Consider the following 17,642-nt stretch of genomic DNA (forward strand, 5'->3'; position numbering starts at 1 on the left):
GTGCAGCCAGCACCCGGGCCCGGCAGACTCGAAGGATGACTACTCCCGAGCGTGGTGACGGACTGGAGCAGGCGGCCGCCCACACCTACAGCTGGCTGGCCTCGCTTGACGAGCGGCGGGTCCCGCCGACCGCAACTGTCGAAGAGGTGACGCAGGCGCTGGGATCGCTGCCCTATGGGCCCGGTCAGATCGGCTCGACGATCGACCTGCTGGCCACCGCCTGCGAGCCGGGGCTGACCGCGATGCCGTCGGGGCGGTTCTTCGGCTTCGTGATCGGCGGCGCCCACCCCGCCGGTCTGGCCGCCGACTGGCTGACCAGCGCCTGGGACCAGAACGCCGCGCTCCGCACCGTCACCCCGGCGCACACCGCCGTGGACGACCTCGCCGGCGCCTGGCTGCTCGACCTGCTCGGCCTGCCGGCCGAGTCGGCAGTGGGCTTCGTGACCGGTGCGACGATGTCGAACTTCGCCTGCCTGGCGACCGCGCGGGACGCCGTACTCCGCCGGGCCGGGTGGGATCTGTCGCGCGACGGGCTGAACGGAGCGCCGCCGATCCGGGTCCTGGTCGGCCGCGAGCGGCACGACACCGTCGACCTGGCGATGCGCTACCTGGGTCTCGGCGTACCCGAGCCGGTCGCGGCCGACGCGGAAGGCAGGATCGACGTCGGTGATCTGCGCGACCGGCTTGCCGCGGGCCCGGCCGGGCCGACGGTCGTGGCACTGCAGGCCGGCAACGTCCACTCCGGCGCCTTCGACGACTTCGAGCAGGCGATCGCCGTCGCCCGCGAGTACGACGCGTGGGTCCACGTCGACGGCGCGTTCGGGCTCTTCGCGGCCGCCTCGCCGCGGCTGCGCGGGCTCGTCGCCCGAGCCGAGGCCGCCGACTCGTGGACCACCGACGCCCACAAGACCCTCAACGTCCCCTACGACTGCGGGATCGCGATCGTCCGCGACCGGTCGGCCATGCGGGCCGCGCTCGGGACGAGCGGCGACTACCTGATCCAGTCCGACCAGGGCGACCCGATGGACCACGTGCCGGAGTTCTCGCGGCGCGGCCGCGCGTTCCCGGTGTGGGCGGTGCTGCACGCGCTCGGCCGCACCGGCGTCGCCGACCTCGTCGACGGCTTCTGCTCCCACGCGACGACCTTCGCCGACGGGGTCCGTGAGCTCGGCGGCGAGGTGCTCAACGACGTGGTGTTCACCCAGGTGTGCGCGACGTTCGGCGACGACGCGCGCACCCGTGCGGTGGTCGCCGGACTGCTGTCCGACGGCACCGCCTGGATGACCGGCTCACGCTGGCAGGGCCGCGACGTACTCCGGATCTCGGTCAGCAACTGGTCCACCACCGAGGACGACGTACGCCGCAGCCTGGACGCGCTGGGCCGCGTGCTGGCCGCGCTTTGACCCTTAGCTGGTCACGGCGCCGTGGGCGGCGGACTGCACGACCTTGGCGTACTTGCCGAGTACGCCGCGGGTGTACTTCGGCGGGTTCGGTACCCAGCCCTCGCGACGCCGCTCCAGCTCGTCCTTGTCGACGTCGACCTCGAGCAACCGGTTGGCGACGTCGAGGGTGATCGGGTCACCGTCGCGCAGGAACGCGATGGGACCGCCGTCGACCGCCTCGGGCGCGATGTGGCCGACGCAGAGTCCCGTCGTACCGCCGGAGAACCGGCCGTCGGTGATCAGCAGTACGTCCTTGCCGAGTCCGGCGCCCTTGATAGCGCCGGTGATCGCGAGCATCTCGCGCATGCCGGGGCCGCCCTTCGGCCCTTCGTAGCGGATCACCACGACGTCGCGCGCCTGGATCTGGCCGGCGGCGAGTGCGTCGAGCGCGGCCCGCTCGCCGTCGAAGACGCGGGCGGTGCCGGTGAAGACCGACTCGTCGAAGCCCGCGCTCTTCACGACCGCCCCCTCGGGCGCCAACGAGCCTTTGAGGATGGTCAGGCCGCCGCTGCTGTGGATCGGCCGGTCGAGCGGGCGGATGATGTCGCCGTCCACGGCCGGCGGCGCGATGTCGGCGAGGTTCTCGGCCATCGTCTTGCCGGTCACCGTGAGGCAGTCGCCGTGCATCAGGCCGGCGTCCAGCAGCGCCTTCATCACCATCGGGATACCGCCGACCTTGTCGACGTCGTTCATCACGTAGCGGCCGAACGGCTTCAGGTCGCCCAGGTGCGGAACCTTGTCGCCGATCCGGTTGAAGTCGTCGAGATCCAGATCGACCTCGGCCTCGCGGGCGATCGCGAGCAGGTGGAGTACGGCGTTGGTGGAGCCGCCCAGCGCCATGGTGACCGCGATCGCGTTCTCGAACGCCTCCTTGGTCATGATCTGGCGAGCGGTGATCCCGCGGCGCAGCAGCTCGACGACCGCCTCGCCGGACTTGTGGGCGTAGCCGTCGCGACGGCGGTCGACTGCCGGCGGCGCCGCCGAGCCCGGCAGCGACATCCCGAGCGCCTCACCGATCGAGGCCATCGTGTTGGCGGTGTACATGCCGCCGCATGCACCCTCACCCGGACAGATCGCACGCTCGATCCGGTCCACCTCGTCGCGGGTGATCTTGCCGGCCAGGCAGGCGCCGACCGCCTCGAAGGCGTCGATGATCGTCACGTCCCGGCCGTCGACGCTGCCGGGCATGATCGACCCGGCGTACAGGAAGACGCTGGCCAGGTCGAGCCGGGCCGCGGCCATCAGCATGCCCGGCAGGCTCTTGTCGCAGCCGGCCAGCAGCACCGAGCCGTCCAGCCGCTCGGCCATCATCACCGTCTCCACCGAGTCCGCGATCACCTCGCGGCTGACCAGCGAGAAGTGCATCCCCTCGTGGCCCATCGAGATGCCGTCGGACACCGAGATCGTCCCGAACTCGAGCGGGTACCCGCCCGCCGCGTGTACGCCGTTCTTGACCGCCTTGGCGAGCCGGTCGAGGCTGAGGTTGCAGGGCGTGATCTCGTTCCACGACGACGCGACGCCGATCTGCGGCTTGGCGAAGTCCTCGTCCTGCATCCCTACCGCGCGGAGCATCCCGCGCGCTGCGGCCTTCTCCAGCCCGTCGGTGACGTCGCGGGAGCGGGGCTTGATGTCGATGGCGTTCTCAGTGGGGTTCTGCTCTGGCATAAGGCGAGCCTAGAGCGCCCCGCTCTCCAAAGGGACGAATGTCTCAGCCGACGGCGCCGACCCTCGACTTCACCTTGTGGCCGAGCGACCAGGTGCTCCAGCCGACCTGGGAGCGCGCCCTGAGCTTGCACGTGTACGCCGAGCCCCGCCGCAGGCCGGAGATCGAGACGGGCGAGCGGGTGGTCGACTTGAGCACCTGCACCACGTGGCCACCGCCTGAGACGCACCGCACCTGGTAGCCCTTGACCCGCGCACCACGCGGCTTGGAGGTGACGAACCAGAGCTGCGCCGTGCCCGCGCTGACCCGCTTGGTGCGGGTGATGTCGGGCCGGGTCGGCGTGATCACGCCGCGCTTGAGCCTGAGGTGCTGCCTGGAGAAGGTGGCGCCGGTGAGGTCGACCCGCCAGGCGTCGTCGCCGCTCTCCTGGTACGACGCGACGCTGCCGCTGGTCGACGTACTCGTGAAGCTGCCGTCGGTCATCGTCTCCGGCGCGGGGATGCCGTAGAGGTCGCGCAGCACCTGGTTCGGGATCCGCATGTTCGCGGTGCCGTGGAAGGTTGAGCCGTCCGGGAAGTTGTGGGCGTTCTGCATCAGGAAGTCCATGGTGACCACGCCGGTGCTGGACGTGGTGATGTTCGGCGGGTACCAGAACAGCTGGATGTCGCTGTAGGACTCCAGCCCCCACAGCCGGTCGCGAGCGGCCTCGGTCGAGCCGTGCCACGAGGCGTCGGAGATCCGCATCACGATGTAGGCGATGTGGTCGTCGGGCGCCGCGGTCTCGTCGCAGTGGGTCGGGTCCTCCCCCGGCTCGTCGCCACAGCTCATCAGCATGTTGGCGGGCTTGACCACGATCTTGACTGCCCAGTCGCCGTCGCCGTCGCGGTAGCGGGTGCTCTTGCCGTTGCGGCCCCAGCCGTCGATGATCCGCGGCTTGATCGAGCCGGTCTTCATGGTGACCGTGAACGTGCTGCTGAGCTCGGCGGGGCCGAGTCCGTGCGGGACTCCGGCCTTCGACAGGGTGAAGCCGGTGGTGTGCTTGTCCTCCGGCGGCGTGTAGCCGTCGACCGTCGCGAAGTAGACGTCGCGGTCGATCGGCGTACCGTTGCGCAGCACTGAGACCAGACACGGCGCCGGCTTGCCGTCGGCGCAGTAGTGCAACGGCGCGGCCTGTGCCGGCGGAGCGAGTACGGCGGCGAGCAGGCCGCCGACGAGGCCGGTCAGGGCGAGGGCGAGGGCCGTCCAGGAACGGGTCCGCGCTGATTGGGTGCAGGAGGGCATGGCCGAATGATCGTGGGCCCACCGGCGGGCGGGCGGCTGAACGCCGGCCAGCCTGGGGTTGTCTAGACCTCTCGTCAGCGAATCGCCGACCGTGCGGTCGGTGCCAGCCGGAGGAGTCCTGGTGCCGACGGCGCGTCGGACCGGGCGAGCTGGACCCGCACGTCGACGCCCTCGTGGACGGGGAGCCGCGGGAAGTCGTTGGCCGCCGGCTCGGTCTCGAACGACGCCAGCAGCTCGCCCGGCGCCGTACCGAACGAGCAGACGAACCTCGCATCCGACCGCTCGGTCGCTCCCACCGGCAGCCGCGGCAGCAGCCCGGAGACGGGCCGGGTCGGCCGCAGCAGGTGGACGTCGTCGCTGTCGATCATCGTCGCGGCCGCCGCCGGACCGTACGTCCGCCAGGCCGCGCTGTGACCGTAGAACGCGGTCAGGCCGGCCAGCCGCGAGGCCATGTCCCGGTAGCCGCGCAGCCAGACGAACCGGTCCGGCCGGTCGAGGTCGTAGAACTGCCCGAGCACCCGCATCCCGAGCTCCTCCTGGCTCTCCACGAGGTGGGTGTCGAAGATGTCGACCAGCACGTCTCGCTGCTGCGGCTCGAGCGTGTACTGACGGAGCTCGACCACCTGCCATTCGTCTTCGCTACTCACGTCGCCCATCCTGCTCAGGCGACCCGTCCGCGAACGAGTGGCAGACTTGCCAATCTCCGCAAGGAAGTTGCCACACTGTGTCCATGCATCGGATCGCGATACCCGTCGTCGACGACATGCCGATGTACGAGCTCGGGATCGCCTGGGAGATCTTCGGCGCACCGTGGCTGGAACCCTGGTACGACGTCCGGCTGTGCGCCGACGGCAGGACCCGGACCGAGCCCGGTCTCGTCGTCGAGCCCGACGCACCGCTCGGCGCACTCGCTGACGCCGACACCGTCGTCGTACCCGCCCTCCCGCACGCCTGGCTGGCCGACGACGACCTCCCGCCGACGCTGGTTGCCGCCGTTCGCGACGCAGCCACCGCCGGCGCTCGGATGATCTCGCTGTGCAGCGGCGCCTTCGTGCTGGCCGCGGCCGGCATCCTCGACGGCAGGCGCGCGACCACGCACTGGCAGCAGGCGCGGAGGCTGGCCGACCGCTACCCGGCCGTGCAGGTCGATGCCGCGGCGCTCTACGTGGACGAGGGCGACGTGCTGACCAGCGCTGGGCGGAGCGCCGGCATGGACCTCTGCCTGCACGTCCTACGCCGCGACCACGGGGCGGCGGTGGCCAACCGCGTGGCCCGCGCCATGGTCGTCCCCGCACACCGCCCCGGCGGCCAGTCGCAGTACGTCGACGAGCCGGTGCCCGCGACCGACGACGAGAGCCTGGCTCCGCTCCTGAGCTGGGCCGAGGAGCGGTTGGAGCAGCCGCTGACCGTCGCCAGGCTCGCCGAACAGGCACGGATGAGCGAGCGCACGCTCATGCGCCGGTTCCGCGCGGCGACCGGGACGACAGTGCGGCAGTGGCTGCTCGCCCAGCGGCTCAACCGCGCCCGCGCCCTGCTCGAGTCGACCAGCCTCCCGGTCGACCGCGTCAGCGAGCTGTGCGGCCTCGGCTCCGCCGCGAACCTGCGCCAGCACTTCGGCGTACACGTCGGCTCATCGCCGACGAGCTACCGACGCGCGTTCCGCAGTGCCTAGGTCCGGTCAGCTCTCGGCCGCGGCCTTCAGCTGGGCCAGGCCCTTCTCGAAGTCCTTGCCGACCAGCTTGTCCATCGGCCAGATCTTGCCGAACAGCGCCATCAGGCCCTTCTGGGTGCCGGTCATCCGCCAGGTGACGTCGGTGCCGTCCTTGGCCGGGGACAGCTGGAAGGTGACGTTGTTGGTCGCCTTGAACGGCTTGTCGAAGTGCACGCGGACCGCGATCTGGTGCGGGTCGGAGCCGGTGACCTCCATGTTGCCGATCCCGGCCTTCCTGTTGCCGGACCAGGAGTACTTCGCGCCCACGCCGGCATCCGCGCCGGAGTAGGTGCGGTCGAGGTTCGGGTCGATGTCCTCCCACGGCGACCACTTGGTCCACTCGTGGAAGTCGTTGATCAGCGCGTGGATCGTCGCCGTGTCGGCGTTGATCGTCGTACTGCGGTGTACGTCGAAGTCACCCATGGTTCCTCCTTGGATCGAGCACTTCTCGGAGTATCCACCGATCTGGCGCGTCAGAGTACGGCGGCGCGCACGACCATCACGTCGGGAAGGTCCTCGACGATTTCGCGCCAGGACTCCCCCTCGTCGGCCGAAGCCCAGACGGTGCCGTTGCGGGCGCCGAAGTAGAGGCCCATCGGGTCTGCGTTGTCGGCGGTCATCGCGTCGCGCATGACGCCGACGAAGAACGAGTCGGACAGCCCGTTGCCGAGCGGCTCCCAGGTCGCGCCGGCATCCCGCGACCGCCACACCCGGGCCTTGGCGTCGGGCGGGTAGCGCTTGTCGCCGCCGACCAGCGGGAACACGAAGATGGTCTCCGGCTGGAGTGGGTGGACCACGATCGAGAAGCCGAAGTCCGACGGCAGGTCGTCGCCGATCGAGGTCCAGGAGCCGCCGTGGTCGTCGGAGCGGTAGACGCCACCGTGGTTCTGGGCGAACAGCCGCTCCGGCGCCGACGGGTGCCGGGTGACCTTGTGGACGCACTGGCCGAACTCCGGGTACCGCTGGTCCTCGGGCAGGAAGTCGGCGCGGATGCCCTTGTTGCGCGGCTGCCAGGAGACGCCGCCGTCATTGGTCTGGTAGACGCCGCCGGTGGAGATCGCCGCGGTCACCGACTTCGGGTCCTTCGGGTGCGGCAGCACGGTGTGGAACGCCTGGCCGCCGAAGCCCTCGCCCCACTCCTTGCGCTGCGGGTGCTCCCATAGTGCCCGCAGCAGGGCGAACGTCTCTCCACGGTCGTCGGAGCGGAAGATCGCGCCGGGCTCGGTTCCGGCGTACACCACGTCGTCCTCGGTGCCGGGCGCGAGCTGCCAGACCCGGGCCAGCGTGGTCTCGGTGTCATCGGGGAACCGCACCGCGCCGTTGGGTGTCTCCTGCCAGCTCTTGCCAAGGTCGTCGGAGCGCCACACCTGCGGGCCGAGCCAGCTCGACGACGACCCGACCAGCAGCCGCGGCTGGTCACCGCGGGTGTCGATCATGCAGGAGTAGACCTCCTCCATGTCGAAGTGCGGGCCGTCCCAGTCCCATTCGGTACGCCGCTCGTCGGAGCGTCCGATCCACAGTCCCTTGCGCGTGCCGACCAGCACCATCGTCTGCTGCGCCATGCTTGCCACCGTAGCCGCCCCAGGACCGGGTCGGCCAGCGGCTGTGACAGCGTGGCCTTGTGACCCGCCGTATCCCCGCCATCTGGCTCGTGCTGGCCGGGATCGTGTCGGTGCAGTTCGGCGCGGCCGTCGCCAAGGACCTGTTCGACCGGATCTCGCCGACGACCCTGGTATGGCTCCGGCTCGCCACCAGTGCGGTCTTCCTCGGCCTGCTGGCCCGCCCGGTACTGCGCGGCCGGTCCCGGCAGGACTGGCTGGTCGTGGTCGGGTTCGGCCTCAGTCTCGGCGTGATGAACTGGGCGATCTACCAGTCCTTCGCCCGGATCCCGATCGGGATCGCGGTCACCATCGAGTTCATCGGGCCGCTCGCGATCGCGGTGATCGGCTCCCGGCGGGCGCGGGACCTGGCCTGGGTCGGGTTCGCCGGCGCCGGAGTGGTGCTGCTCGGCCTGGAGCCGGGTGGCGTGACCGCCGCCGGAGTCGGGTACGCCGTACTCGCCGGCGCCGCGTGGGCGGCGTACATCCTGCTGAGCGCGTCGACCGGCGCCCGCTGGCCCGGCCTGGATGGGCTGGCCGTCGCGAGCGTGATCGCCGCCGCCATGCTCACGCCGTACGCCCTCGCTCGGGGTGCCTCCGACCTCGGCAACGTCGAGGTGCTGCTGCTCGGGGCGATGGTCGGGCTGCTGAGCTCGGTGGTCCCGTACTCCTTCGAGATGGTCGCGCTGCGCACCATCCGGCCCGCCGTCTTCGGCATCCTGATGAGTCTGGAGCCGGCCGCCGCCGCCCTCGCCGCGCTGCTGCTCCTCGGCGAGTACCTCGAGCCGCTGCAGTGGCTGGCGATGGCCTGCGTGGTCGCGGCCAGCGTCGGCGCCACGCGGTCCGGGGCGGGCGTCGAGCACTCCGAGCCCGCCCCGGACTGAGGTCACTCCGCGTGGGTCTCCTCGCGGATGGTGTCGCGGATGACCTGCTCGTCGCTGGGCGGCGCGAAGCGGGCGGAGGGCAGCGGGTTGTCGGCGGTGCGGTTCAGGCCGCGGACGCCGTCCTCGATTGTGAACTGCGCGCGGGTGAAGACCGGCGACCCGGCCACGGTCACCTGTCGCACGCACTTGAAGTCAGCGACCATCGCGTCCTCGGTGATGGTGGTCGAGACGTAGCCACGCAGGTTGGTCCAGAACTTCAGGTTCGGGTTCCACGCGGCCCACGGGTGCGCGCCGTCCGGGTCGTCGTACCCGTCACCGCCCGACGAGATCGAGCTGGTGATGAGCTCCGAGCCGACCACCGGCGCGGCGGGGTCGTCGAAGTCCTGGGTGATCTCCGACGCCCAGTGCGCGTGTACGTCGCCGGTCAGCACCACCGGGTTGCGGACCTCGGCGTCGACCCAGGCCTGGGTGATCCGGTCCCGCGAGGCCGGGTAGCCGTCCCACGCGTCCATTGACACCGTCGTCGCCGCCTCGGGGTTGTTGTCGCGGCGGCCGAAGAAGACCTGCTGACCGAGGATGTCCCATCGGGCATCCGAGTTCCGGAAACCGTCGACCAGCCACTCCTCCTGCTCCATCCCGGGCAGCGAGCGAGCCGGATCGGCGGCCGCGGGGCAATCCTTGTAGCCGTCGTTACAGGCCTGGTCGGAGCGGTACTGCCGGGTGTCGAGCATGTGGAAGCTGGCCAACTGGCCCCACTGGATCCGGCGGAACAGCTGCAGGTCCGGACCGCTCGGCACCGACGTACGCCGTAGCGGCATGTTCTCGTAGTACGCGCGGTACGCCGCCGCCCGGCGCTCCATGTGGCCGGGCTGGTCGGCCGGCCGCTCCGGGACCTCGTCGGCGTAGTTGTTCTCCATCTCGTGGTCGTCCCAGACCACCAGCCACGGCGCGGCGGCGTGGGCGGCCTGCAGGTCGGGGTCGGTCTTGTACTGCGCGTGCCGCTGCCGGTAGTTGGCCAGGGTCCGGGTCTCCGGTCCGTGGTGCTGGCGACCGGTTCCGTTGCCGGCGCCTTCGTACTGGTAGTCGCCGAGGTGCAGCACCAGGTCGGGCCGCTCGTCGGCCAGGTGCTTGTAGGCGGTGAAGAAGCGGCCGGGAAGTTCGAGCAGGACACGAACGCCATCGCGAGCGACGCCGGGCGGGCGTCGCGCGCGGGAGCGGTGAGGGCCCGGCCGACGGCCGAGCGCCACGTGCCCTGCCGGAACCGGTAGTAGTACTCGCGCCCCGGCTGCAGACCGCGCAGCTCGACGTGTACGGCGTGCGCAGACTCCGGTCCGGCGCCGACCGAGCCGGCGCGGACCACGTCGCGGAAGCGCGGGTCGGTGGCGACCTGCCAGCCGACCTGGAAGCGGCGTGCCGGCATGCCGCCGAGGCCCTCCGGGTCGACCGGGGCGAGGGCGAGGCGGGTCCAGATCACGAAGCCGTCCGGCGACGGGTCACCGGAGGCGACGCCGAGGGTGAACGGGTCGGCGGGCAGGGGCTGGGCGGCGGCGGTGGCGCGGGAGTTGGTGATGCCGGCGAGCGGGCCGAGCACCGGAGCGGTAGCGAGGGCGGCGGGGCCGGTGATCAGGCCGGCCTTGAGGACAGTCCTCCGAGATGTGGTCTCCATGCGTCGACCCAAGCGGGCGTGGATGCACGGTGACCGAAGGTGACGTGAAAAGTCCGTGACAGCGCCAACTCGATCAATCTGCACATATTTCACATGTTCGTTACGTTGTATTGCCCACGACAACGGACCGATCGGCGTAGGTTGTCCGCATTCCCCGAACCGAGTCCTCCATCGGAGACCTCATGCAAGTACCGTTATTCGCCAGTCCAGTGCGAGCAGTCGCCGCCTGGTCCATCCAGTCCCAGCAGACCGCGCGCCGCAACGCCATGATCGCTGCCACCGACCTCGCCGGCCGCCGGGCCGAGATCGACGAGGTCGAGGCCTTCCTCGAGAACCTCGAGACCACGATTCCGCACGCGCGCCGTACCACCGGTGGGCACCCGGCCCACGGCTGATCCACCCCTGTCTCCCGGCGTACGCCGCTGGGCTTGTCTGCTCGTCCGGCGCCGTCGCGAGCGGGACGAGCAGACAAGCCCTAAGGTCGGTCCCGTGAAGAGACTGGCCGTGGCCGCACTCCTGCTACTGCCGATCGCGGCATGTACCGATGACGACGCCGACCCGGGTGAGGGCGGTGTGACCGCGCGGCCGTCCAGCCAGTCGCCGGACGATTCGACGCCTCCCAGCGGTAGTCCGACCGGCACCGCGGCCGCCGCGCCCGCTGTGGTCGACACCATCGCCACCGGCCTGCGAGTGCCGTGGGGGCTGGCCTTCCTGCCCGACGGCACCGCCGTCGTCACCGAGCGCGACAGCGGCCGGGTGCTAGCGATCAAGGACAAGCAGGTGTCCGAGATCGGCGAGGTCGACGAGGCCGCACCCGCTGGCGAGGCCGGGCTGCTCGGGGTCGCGGTCTCCCCCGACTTCGCGACCGACCGGCTGGTCTACCTCTACGTCACCACCGAAGAGGACAACCGGATCGTGCGGGCGCCGTACGACGGCGGCGAGCTGGGCGACCTCGAGGTGATCCTCGACGGCATCCCCAACGGTTTCATCCACGACGGCGGCCGGCTGGCGTTCGGCCCCGACGGCCTGCTCTACGCCTCCACCGGCGAGACCGGTGAGCCGGAGCTGGCCCAGGACCGAGACTCGCTAGGCGGCAAGATCCTGCGGATCACGCCCGACGGCGACCCCGCACCCGACAACCCCGACCCCGACTCCCCCGTGTTCTCGTGGGGCCACCGCAACGTCCAGGGGCTCGCCTTCGACGACGGCGGCCGGCTCTGGGCCAGCGAGTTCGGCTCGGACCTGTTCGACGAGCTCAACCTGATCGAGCGGGGCAGCAACTACGGCTGGCCCGAGGTGGAGGGCAACGGCGGCGACTCGGCGTACGTCAACCCGAAGGTCGTCTGGGAGACCTCCGAGGCATCGCCGTCCGGGCTCGCGTACGAGAACGACACCCTCTGGCTGGCGTCGCTGCGCGGCGAGCGGCTCTGGCGGATCGACATCGCGGGAGGTACGGCGCGCAACCCGACCGACTTCTTTGTCGGCCAGTACGGCCGCCTCCGCACCGTCGCCGTCGCCCCCGACGGCAACCTCTGGCTGACCACCTCCAACCACGACGGCCGCGGCAACCCCGCCGCCGACGACGACCGGATCCTCGTCGTCCGCCCCTAACGTCGACCCGGCCCGTCTTCACGCCGTACGCCGCTGACCCGGCCCGTCTTCACGCCATACGCCGCCGACCCGGCCCGTCTTCACGCCGTACGCCGCTGACCCGGCCCGTCTTCACCAGGGGCGCGTCAACACCGGCCGGGTCGACGCGCTCACACGTCAACAAGAGCCGGGTCGACGCACTCCAGCGTCAACACCGGCCGGGTCGGCGCCCTCACACGTCGACACCGGCCGGGTGGGCGTGGGGTGGGTGCGTGCTAGGTTCCCGGACGAACAACGTCGTGGTGTACGGGAAGCCGGTGCGATACCGGCGCGGCCCTCGCCACTGTGACCGCTGAGCTCGAAGACCTGACCGATCTCTCGCCGACAGGCGAGGGATCGGGGCCACTGGGTGCAGACCTGGGAAGGCCGGCCGGAGAGCGTTGACGCGGGAGCCAGGAGACCGGCCACGGCGTACCGCTCATCCACGAGGGTTTGGAGATGACATGCGCAGTCGACCCCTGCACGCAATCGCCCTGTACGCCGCCGCCGCGGCCCTGCTGACCGGCTGTGCCGGTGCACCGGCCGCCGAGAAGAAAGCCGGCGACACCGCCGGCTATCCGGTCGAGGCCACCAGCTGTGGCTTCACCTCGACCATCGAGGCCCGGCCCGAGCGGGCGGTCACGATGAACCAGGGCGCCACCGAGATCGCGCTGGCGCTCGGCGTCGAGGACCAGCTCGCGGGCACGGCGTACCTCGACGACCAGGTCGCTCCGCAGTGGCAGCGGGCCTACGACGAGGTGAAGGTGCTCTCCAAGGAGTACCCCGACCACGAGACCCTGCTCGCCGCCGAGCCGGACTTCGTCTACGGCTCCTACGTGAGCGCGTTCGAGCCCAAGGCTGCCGGCACCCGCGAGCGGCTGGCCGAGCTCGGCATCGGCTCCTACCTCTCGCCGTTCGACTGCGGCGAGAACAGGCCGGGCATCGAGGTCAGCTTCGAGTCGGTCTGGAGCGAGGTCGAGACGGTCGGCGAGGTGTTCGACGTCCCCGAGCGGGCTGCCGAGATCCGGTCCGAGCAGGAGAAGACACTCGCAGCGCTGGCAAAGTCGAGGCCCGCCGACGGGCTGAACATCTTCTGGTACGACTCCGGCGACAAGGACGCCTTCGCCGGCACCGGCGAGGGCGGGCCGCAGCTGGTGATCGAGGCGGTCGGCGGCAGCAACGTGTTCGCCGACGTCAAGGGTGGCTGGGAGACGGTCAGCTGGGAGCGGGTCGTGAAGACCGACCCGGACGTGATCGTGCTCGCCGACGCGTCCTGGTCGACGGCCGAGGAGAAGATCGAGCTGCTCGAGTCGGACCCGGTGCTCAAGGAGCTGCGCGCGGTCAAGAACCGCAGCTACATCACCGTGCCGTTCTCCGAGACCACCCCCGGCGTCCGGCTGGCCGACGGCGCCACCCACGTCGCCGAGCAGCTCGCCGAGCTGGACCTGTCGTGAGCACCGCCCGCCCAGTTGCGGCTGTGCGGGCGCCGGTGCCGGTCGGCCTCGCGGTCCTCGTCGTCGTGCTCGTGCTGAGCATGGGACTCGGACTGCGGGTCGGCTCGGTGTCCGCGCCCTGGGAGACCGTGTTCGAGGTGGTCGCGCGCCGGCTGCGGCTCGGCTCGCCCGACGTCACGGTCATCGACGACCAGATCATCTGGCAGCTGCGGATGCCGCGGGTGCTCGCGGCGGCCGCGGTCGGTGCCGCGCTCGGCATCGTCGGCGCTGTCCTGCAGTCGCTGACCCGCAACGACCTGGCCGACCCGTACCTGCTGGGCGTCTCGGCCGGCGCCACCGTCGGCGCGGTCAGCGTGATCGTGCTCGGCGTCAGCATCGCCGGCGTCGTCGGTACGGCGGCACTCACGCTCGCGGCGTTCGTCGGCGCGCTGGCCGCTTTGGCCATGGTGCTGGTGCTCGCGGTCGGCCGCTCCGGCGCATTGCCGCCGTCACGCGCCGTCCTCGCCGGCATCATCGTCAGCCAGATTTGCGCGGCGTTCACCTCGTTCGTGGTGTTGAAGAGCGGGCAGCAGGACGCGCCGCGCCGGGTTCTGTCCTGGACGCTTGGCTCCTTCGGCGGCGTGCGCTGGGGACACGCCGTACTCCTGCTGGTCGTCGCCACGGTCGCGGTGGTCGCGGTGCTGTTCTTCTCGCGGCACCTGGACGCGTTCGCGTTCGGCGACACGGCCGCCCGATCACTCGGGGTGCCGACCGAGCGGGTGCGCTGGGCGCTGCTGGTCGGCACCGCGCTGGTGGTCGCGACGATGGTCGCCTTCACCGGCGCGATCGGCTTCGTCGGGCTGGTCGTCCCGCACATCATCCGGCTGATCTTCGGCCCCGGGCACCTCGGGCTGCTGCCGCTGTCCGCGCTCGGTGGCGCCTGCCTGATGGTGCTGTCGGACACGCTGGCCCGCTCGGTGATGCCCGGCCAGGAGATCCCGGTCGGCGTGATCACGGCAGCGATCGGGGCGCCGGTGTTCGCGCTGCTGCTGCGGCGAGATGCGGCTCGGTCATGAGGATTGCGGTCGAGAACGTCGCCTGGTCGGTCCGCGACGTCACCATCATCGAGAAGATCGACGCGCTGTTCGAGCCCGGCAGCTTCACCGGGCTGCTCGGCCCGAACGGCTCCGGCAAGACCACACTGCTCAACGTGATCGCCGGGCTCCGGAAGCCGACGTACGGCACCGTCCGCGCGGACGCCCAGGTCGTTCACACGCTGTCCGGGCGGGACCGCGCGCGGCGGATCGCGCTGGTCGAGCAGCATGCCCACACCGGCCTGGAGCTGCGGGTCCGCGAGGTGGTCGAGCTCGGCCGGGTCCCGCACCAGGGCATGTTCGGCGGCAGCCAGCACGCCAGCGTGGCCGACGCGATGAAGCTGGCCCGGATCGAGCACCTCGCCGGCCGGTCCTGGCAGACGCTGTCCGGAGGCGAGCGGCAGCGCACCCAGCTGGCGCGCGCGCTCGCCCAGCAGCCGTCGCTGCTGCTGCTCGACGAGCCGACCAACCACCTGGACCTCGGCCATCAGCTCGACTTCCTGGAGACGGTGCGCGGGCTCGGGGTCACCACGGTCGCGGCGCTGCACGACCTGGAGCTGGCCGCGGCGTATTGCGACCGGCTGGTGGTGCTGAAGGCGGGCCGGATCGTGTCGTCGGGCACGGTCGACGAGGTGCTGACCGCGGACCTGCTCGACGAGGTGTACGGCGTCCGGGCGACCGTCACCCCGCACCCATCGACCGGCCGGCCGCACCTCACCTGGCACGGCACGACGGGAGCGCTCCATGCATGAGGTGGTCGTGGTGGGCATGTCGGTCGAGGACCCGGCCGACCGCGACAAGCTCGCGCGGCTGCCCGGCGTACACCTGGCGTTCCTGCAGCTCGCCGACCCGCCGCTGACCCGGGTGCTCACCGACCTCGCCGACGGCGGCGCGACGTCGGTGGTGCTGGCCGGCTACTCCGGTCGCGGCGAGCCACCGGCCCGGTCGTGGCTGCGGCGGGTGGCCGCCCACTGGCTGCGGGAGTACGCCGGACCCGCACCGGAGCTGCTGCTCACCCACGAGCTGCTGCTGACCGCCGACCCGTCCGAGCTGGCCGAGCTCGTCGACCAGGCCACGCGGCAGCCGCGGCCGGTGACCGGGAGCGAGTCGCCGCTGACCTCGCCGGCCTGGGAGGAGGTGCCGCGACACAGACACCAGGTCCTCGTCTGCCGCGGTCCGCGGTGCGCAGCGCGCGGCGCCGGCGAGACCGCCGCCGCCCTCACCATCGAGCTGATGCGTCACCGCCTGGGCGACGACGACGTGCTGGTCACCCAGACCGGCTGTCAGTTCCCCTGCAACCAGGCGCCGGTGGTCAGCGTCCAGCCCGACGACGTCTGGTACGGCGGCGTCGACGCGGCCGCCATCGCCGAGATCGTGACCGAGCACCTGGTGGGCGGCGTACCCGTCGAGGAGCGGCGGCTGCCTCGCTGATGTGCCTGGCCCACAGGTGCCGGCCCGCGGCCATGGGGGCGGGAGCGATAGGCCCGGCCGGCGGCCGCGACTACGGTCCAGGTGAAGGAGCGTGAGACCCATGTCACATTTCCCTCGAACCTCAGCAGCCGCACTAGCCGTGTTGATGGCCCTCATGACCGTGGCGGCATTCATCCTCTCCCCCGCGCCGACGGCCCGTGCCGCGACGCTCGAGGAGGTGACCGGGTTCGGCACCAACCCGGGCAACCTGCAGATGTTCCGGTACGTGCCGGACGGGCTGCCGGCCGACCGGGCTCTTGTCGTCGCGCTGCACGGCTGCACCCAGAATGCGGCCGCCTACGACGACGAGACCGGCTGGACCGAGCTGGCCGACCGGCTGGGGTTCGCGCTTCTCCTCCCGCAGCAGCGCAGCGCCAACAACGCCAACTCGTGCTTCAACTGGTTCGAGAGCGGCGACATCTCGCGGGGCGCCGGCGAGGCGCTGTCGATCGTGCAGATGATGGACCGGATGCGCGCCGACAGCGGGGTGGATCCGGGCCGCGCGTTCGTCACCGGCCTCTCGGCCGGCGGCGCCATGACCTCGGCGATGATGGCGGCCTATCCGGAGCGGTTCCGCGGCGGCGCGGTCGTCGCCGGGATCCCGGCCCGCTGCGCGACCAGCCTGGTCCAGGCGTTCGGCTGCATGCACCCCGGCGCGGACAAGTCGCCTGCCCAGTGGGGCGACCTGGTGCGTGGCGCCTCGTCGCACACCGGGCCGTGGCCGACGCTGTCGGTCTGGCACGGCGCTTCCGACAGCACGGTGGCGCCAATGAACCGGACCGAGCTCGTCGAGCAGTGGACCAACGTGCATGGCACCGATGCGACCGCGGACACCTCGGACACCGTGGCGGGCTACCCACACCGGGTCTACCGGGACGCCGGCGGCCACCCGGTCGTCGAGTCGTACGAGATCACAGGCATGGCCCACGGCCAGCCGGTCGACCCGGGCAGCGGTACGACGCAGTGCGGCCGGGCCGCGCCGTACATCCTCGACGTGAACATCTGCGCCGCCCACCACATCGCCCGCTTCTGGGGCCTCGACGCGGGCCCCGACCCGGGCCCCGACCCCGAGCCGGATCCAGGCACGGTCGTCTTCTCGAACGACGACAGCCGTGACGGCTACGTCAAGGCGAGCGCCGACGGGTCCGCAGCGACGGTCGGCACGCTGGACGGGACCTACGGCCTCGCGGTGGGCAGGGGCGCGGACGGTAAGCACAGCCGGACGGTGCTGTCCTTCGACACCTCGTCGCTTCCCGACGACGCGGTGGTCGAGAGCGCCCGGCTGAGCGTCACCCACGCCAGCGACAGCGGCGACCCGTGGGCCAGCCCGGCGGGCAACGCCCTCGCCGTGGACGCCCACCGCGGCTGCCTCGGCGGCTGCACCGTCGAGGCGGCGGACTGGTCGGCCGCCCCGACCGCGACCGCCGTCGCCACGATCCCCCGGTTCACCTCGGGTACGGCGTCATCGACCGCGTTCACCGTCGCCGGCCAGGACGCGATCAACCGCTCGGGTACCACCCAGCTCAGGCTCCGCTTCACCCAGCCACCGGGTACGACGGCGTACGTCTTGATCGAACCCGGCCCGCAGGCCACCCTGACCGTCACCTACAGCTGACGAACGTGGTCGCGCCCCGCTGCCAGCGGAGCTCCGGGTCAGCGTGAGTCTTCGCAAGCGTCTGTGAGTGTCAGTGGTGGCTGGCCCGGGGCTGGCTGGCAGGGTGAACCGGCTGGTTCTCCTCCGTGTTCGTGACCCATCGCAAGCTTGGCCCGA

The 17,642-nt window shown here is 71.4% G+C and carries 16 protein-coding genes, 1 pseudogene and 1 riboswitch; of the genes and pseudogenes, 10 read left to right on the forward strand and 7 right to left on the reverse strand.

Annotation, left to right across the window (positions count from 1 at the left end; translation table 11 throughout):
* The first annotated feature begins 35 nt into the window (after positions 1–35).
* Positions 36–1,403, forward strand: a complete 1,368-nt coding sequence (locus tag DDV73_RS12100) for a pyridoxal phosphate-dependent decarboxylase family protein (protein WP_109507507.1) — start codon at positions 36–38, stop codon at positions 1,401–1,403.
* A 3-nt stretch (positions 1,404–1,406) separates the two neighbouring features.
* Here the strand turns inward: DDV73_RS12100 and ilvD are convergent, their stop codons facing one another.
* The 3 genes from ilvD to DDV73_RS12115 all read right to left on the reverse strand — a co-directional run bounded on the left by ilvD (position 1,407) and on the right by DDV73_RS12115 (position 5,033).
* Positions 1,407–3,107 carry a dihydroxy-acid dehydratase gene (gene ilvD / locus DDV73_RS12105; protein ID WP_109507508.1) on the reverse strand — a complete coding sequence of 567 codons (1,701 nt, stop codon included), beginning with the start codon at positions 3,105–3,107 and terminating at the stop codon, positions 1,407–1,409.
* A gap of 43 nt (positions 3,108–3,150) precedes the next feature.
* Positions 3,151–4,386, reverse strand: a complete 1,236-nt coding sequence (locus DDV73_RS12110; protein WP_109507509.1) for a fibronectin type III domain-containing protein — start codon at positions 4,384–4,386, stop codon at positions 3,151–3,153.
* A gap of 74 nt (positions 4,387–4,460) precedes the next feature.
* Positions 4,461–5,033, reverse strand: coding sequence for an NIPSNAP family protein (locus DDV73_RS12115; protein ID WP_240617254.1), 573 nt, complete (start codon positions 5,031–5,033; stop codon positions 4,461–4,463).
* Between the two features lie 83 nt (positions 5,034–5,116).
* On the opposite strand from DDV73_RS12115, the gene DDV73_RS12120 reads away from it, so the two are divergent.
* Positions 5,117–6,058, forward strand: a complete 942-nt coding sequence (locus DDV73_RS12120) for a helix-turn-helix domain-containing protein (protein ID WP_109507511.1) — start codon at positions 5,117–5,119, stop codon at positions 6,056–6,058.
* Between the two features lie 6 nt (positions 6,059–6,064).
* On the opposite strand, the gene DDV73_RS12125 is transcribed toward DDV73_RS12120, so the two are convergent.
* Positions 6,065–6,520 carry an SRPBCC family protein gene (locus tag DDV73_RS12125; RefSeq protein WP_109507512.1) on the reverse strand — a complete coding sequence of 152 codons (456 nt, stop codon included), beginning with the start codon at positions 6,518–6,520 and terminating at the stop codon, positions 6,065–6,067.
* 50 nt (positions 6,521–6,570) lie between these two features.
* Positions 6,571–7,659 carry a WD40/YVTN/BNR-like repeat-containing protein gene (locus DDV73_RS12130; RefSeq protein WP_109507513.1) on the reverse strand — a complete coding sequence of 363 codons (1,089 nt, stop codon included), beginning with the start codon at positions 7,657–7,659 and terminating at the stop codon, positions 6,571–6,573.
* A 59-nt stretch (positions 7,660–7,718) separates the two neighbouring features.
* Here DDV73_RS12130 and DDV73_RS12135 point away from each other — a divergent pair, with 59 nt between their 5' ends.
* The gene (locus tag DDV73_RS12135) at positions 7,719–8,579 is read left to right on the forward strand and encodes an EamA family transporter (RefSeq protein WP_240617255.1); all 861 of its coding nucleotides are present in this window, start codon (positions 7,719–7,721) and stop codon (positions 8,577–8,579) included.
* 2 nt (positions 8,580–8,581) lie between these two features.
* Here DDV73_RS12135 and DDV73_RS12140 read toward each other — a convergent pair whose 3' ends face one another.
* Complete coding sequence (locus tag DDV73_RS12140; RefSeq protein ID WP_240617256.1) at positions 8,582–9,826, reverse strand: alkaline phosphatase D family protein; 1,245 nt, start codon at positions 9,824–9,826, stop codon at positions 8,582–8,584.
* A 29-nt stretch (positions 9,827–9,855) separates the two neighbouring features.
* Positions 9,856–10,245, reverse strand: a pseudogene (locus DDV73_RS29165) (PhoD-like phosphatase N-terminal domain-containing protein); the annotation flags it as partial.
* Positions 10,246–10,454: 209 nt separating this feature from the next.
* On the opposite strand from DDV73_RS29165, the gene DDV73_RS12145 reads away from it, so the two are divergent.
* The 7 genes from DDV73_RS12145 (at position 10,455) to DDV73_RS12175 (ending at position 17,486) form a co-directional block, all read left to right on the forward strand.
* Positions 10,455–10,640: a hypothetical protein gene (locus DDV73_RS12145; protein WP_109507514.1), complete on the forward strand. Its 186-nt coding sequence runs from the start codon at positions 10,455–10,457 to the stop codon at positions 10,638–10,640.
* A 94-nt stretch (positions 10,641–10,734) separates the two neighbouring features.
* Complete coding sequence (locus tag DDV73_RS12150; RefSeq protein WP_109507515.1) at positions 10,735–11,856, forward strand: PQQ-dependent sugar dehydrogenase; 1,122 nt, start codon at positions 10,735–10,737, stop codon at positions 11,854–11,856.
* Positions 11,857–12,118: 262 nt separating this feature from the next.
* A riboswitch (cobalamin riboswitch) is annotated at positions 12,119–12,318 on the forward strand.
* 20 nt (positions 12,319–12,338) lie between these two features.
* Positions 12,339–13,328, forward strand: a complete 990-nt coding sequence (locus DDV73_RS12155) for an ABC transporter substrate-binding protein (protein WP_109507516.1) — start codon at positions 12,339–12,341, stop codon at positions 13,326–13,328.
* An 80-nt stretch (positions 13,329–13,408) separates the two neighbouring features.
* Positions 13,409–14,383, forward strand: coding sequence for a FecCD family ABC transporter permease (locus DDV73_RS12160; protein WP_109507526.1), 975 nt, complete (start codon positions 13,409–13,411; stop codon positions 14,381–14,383).
* Positions 14,380–15,153 (forward strand): ABC transporter ATP-binding protein, encoded by a 774-nt coding sequence (locus DDV73_RS12165; RefSeq protein WP_109507517.1) that lies wholly within the window; start codon positions 14,380–14,382, stop codon positions 15,151–15,153. The genes DDV73_RS12160 and DDV73_RS12165 overlap by 4 nt, the downstream gene beginning before the upstream one ends.
* Positions 15,146–15,832 carry a (2Fe-2S) ferredoxin domain-containing protein gene (locus DDV73_RS12170; RefSeq protein WP_109507518.1) on the forward strand — a complete coding sequence of 229 codons (687 nt, stop codon included), beginning with the start codon at positions 15,146–15,148 and terminating at the stop codon, positions 15,830–15,832. The genes DDV73_RS12165 and DDV73_RS12170 overlap by 8 nt, the downstream gene beginning before the upstream one ends.
* A gap of 154 nt (positions 15,833–15,986) precedes the next feature.
* Entirely contained in the window at positions 15,987–17,486 is a 1,500-nt protein-coding gene (locus DDV73_RS12175) for an extracellular catalytic domain type 1 short-chain-length polyhydroxyalkanoate depolymerase (RefSeq protein WP_206050831.1), read from the forward strand.
* Positions 17,487–17,642 lie beyond the last annotated feature (156 nt).

This window comes from Nocardioides speluncae, assembly GCF_003121585.1.
GTDB classification, from domain to species: Bacteria; Actinomycetota; Actinomycetes; order Propionibacteriales; family Nocardioidaceae; genus Nocardioides; species Nocardioides speluncae.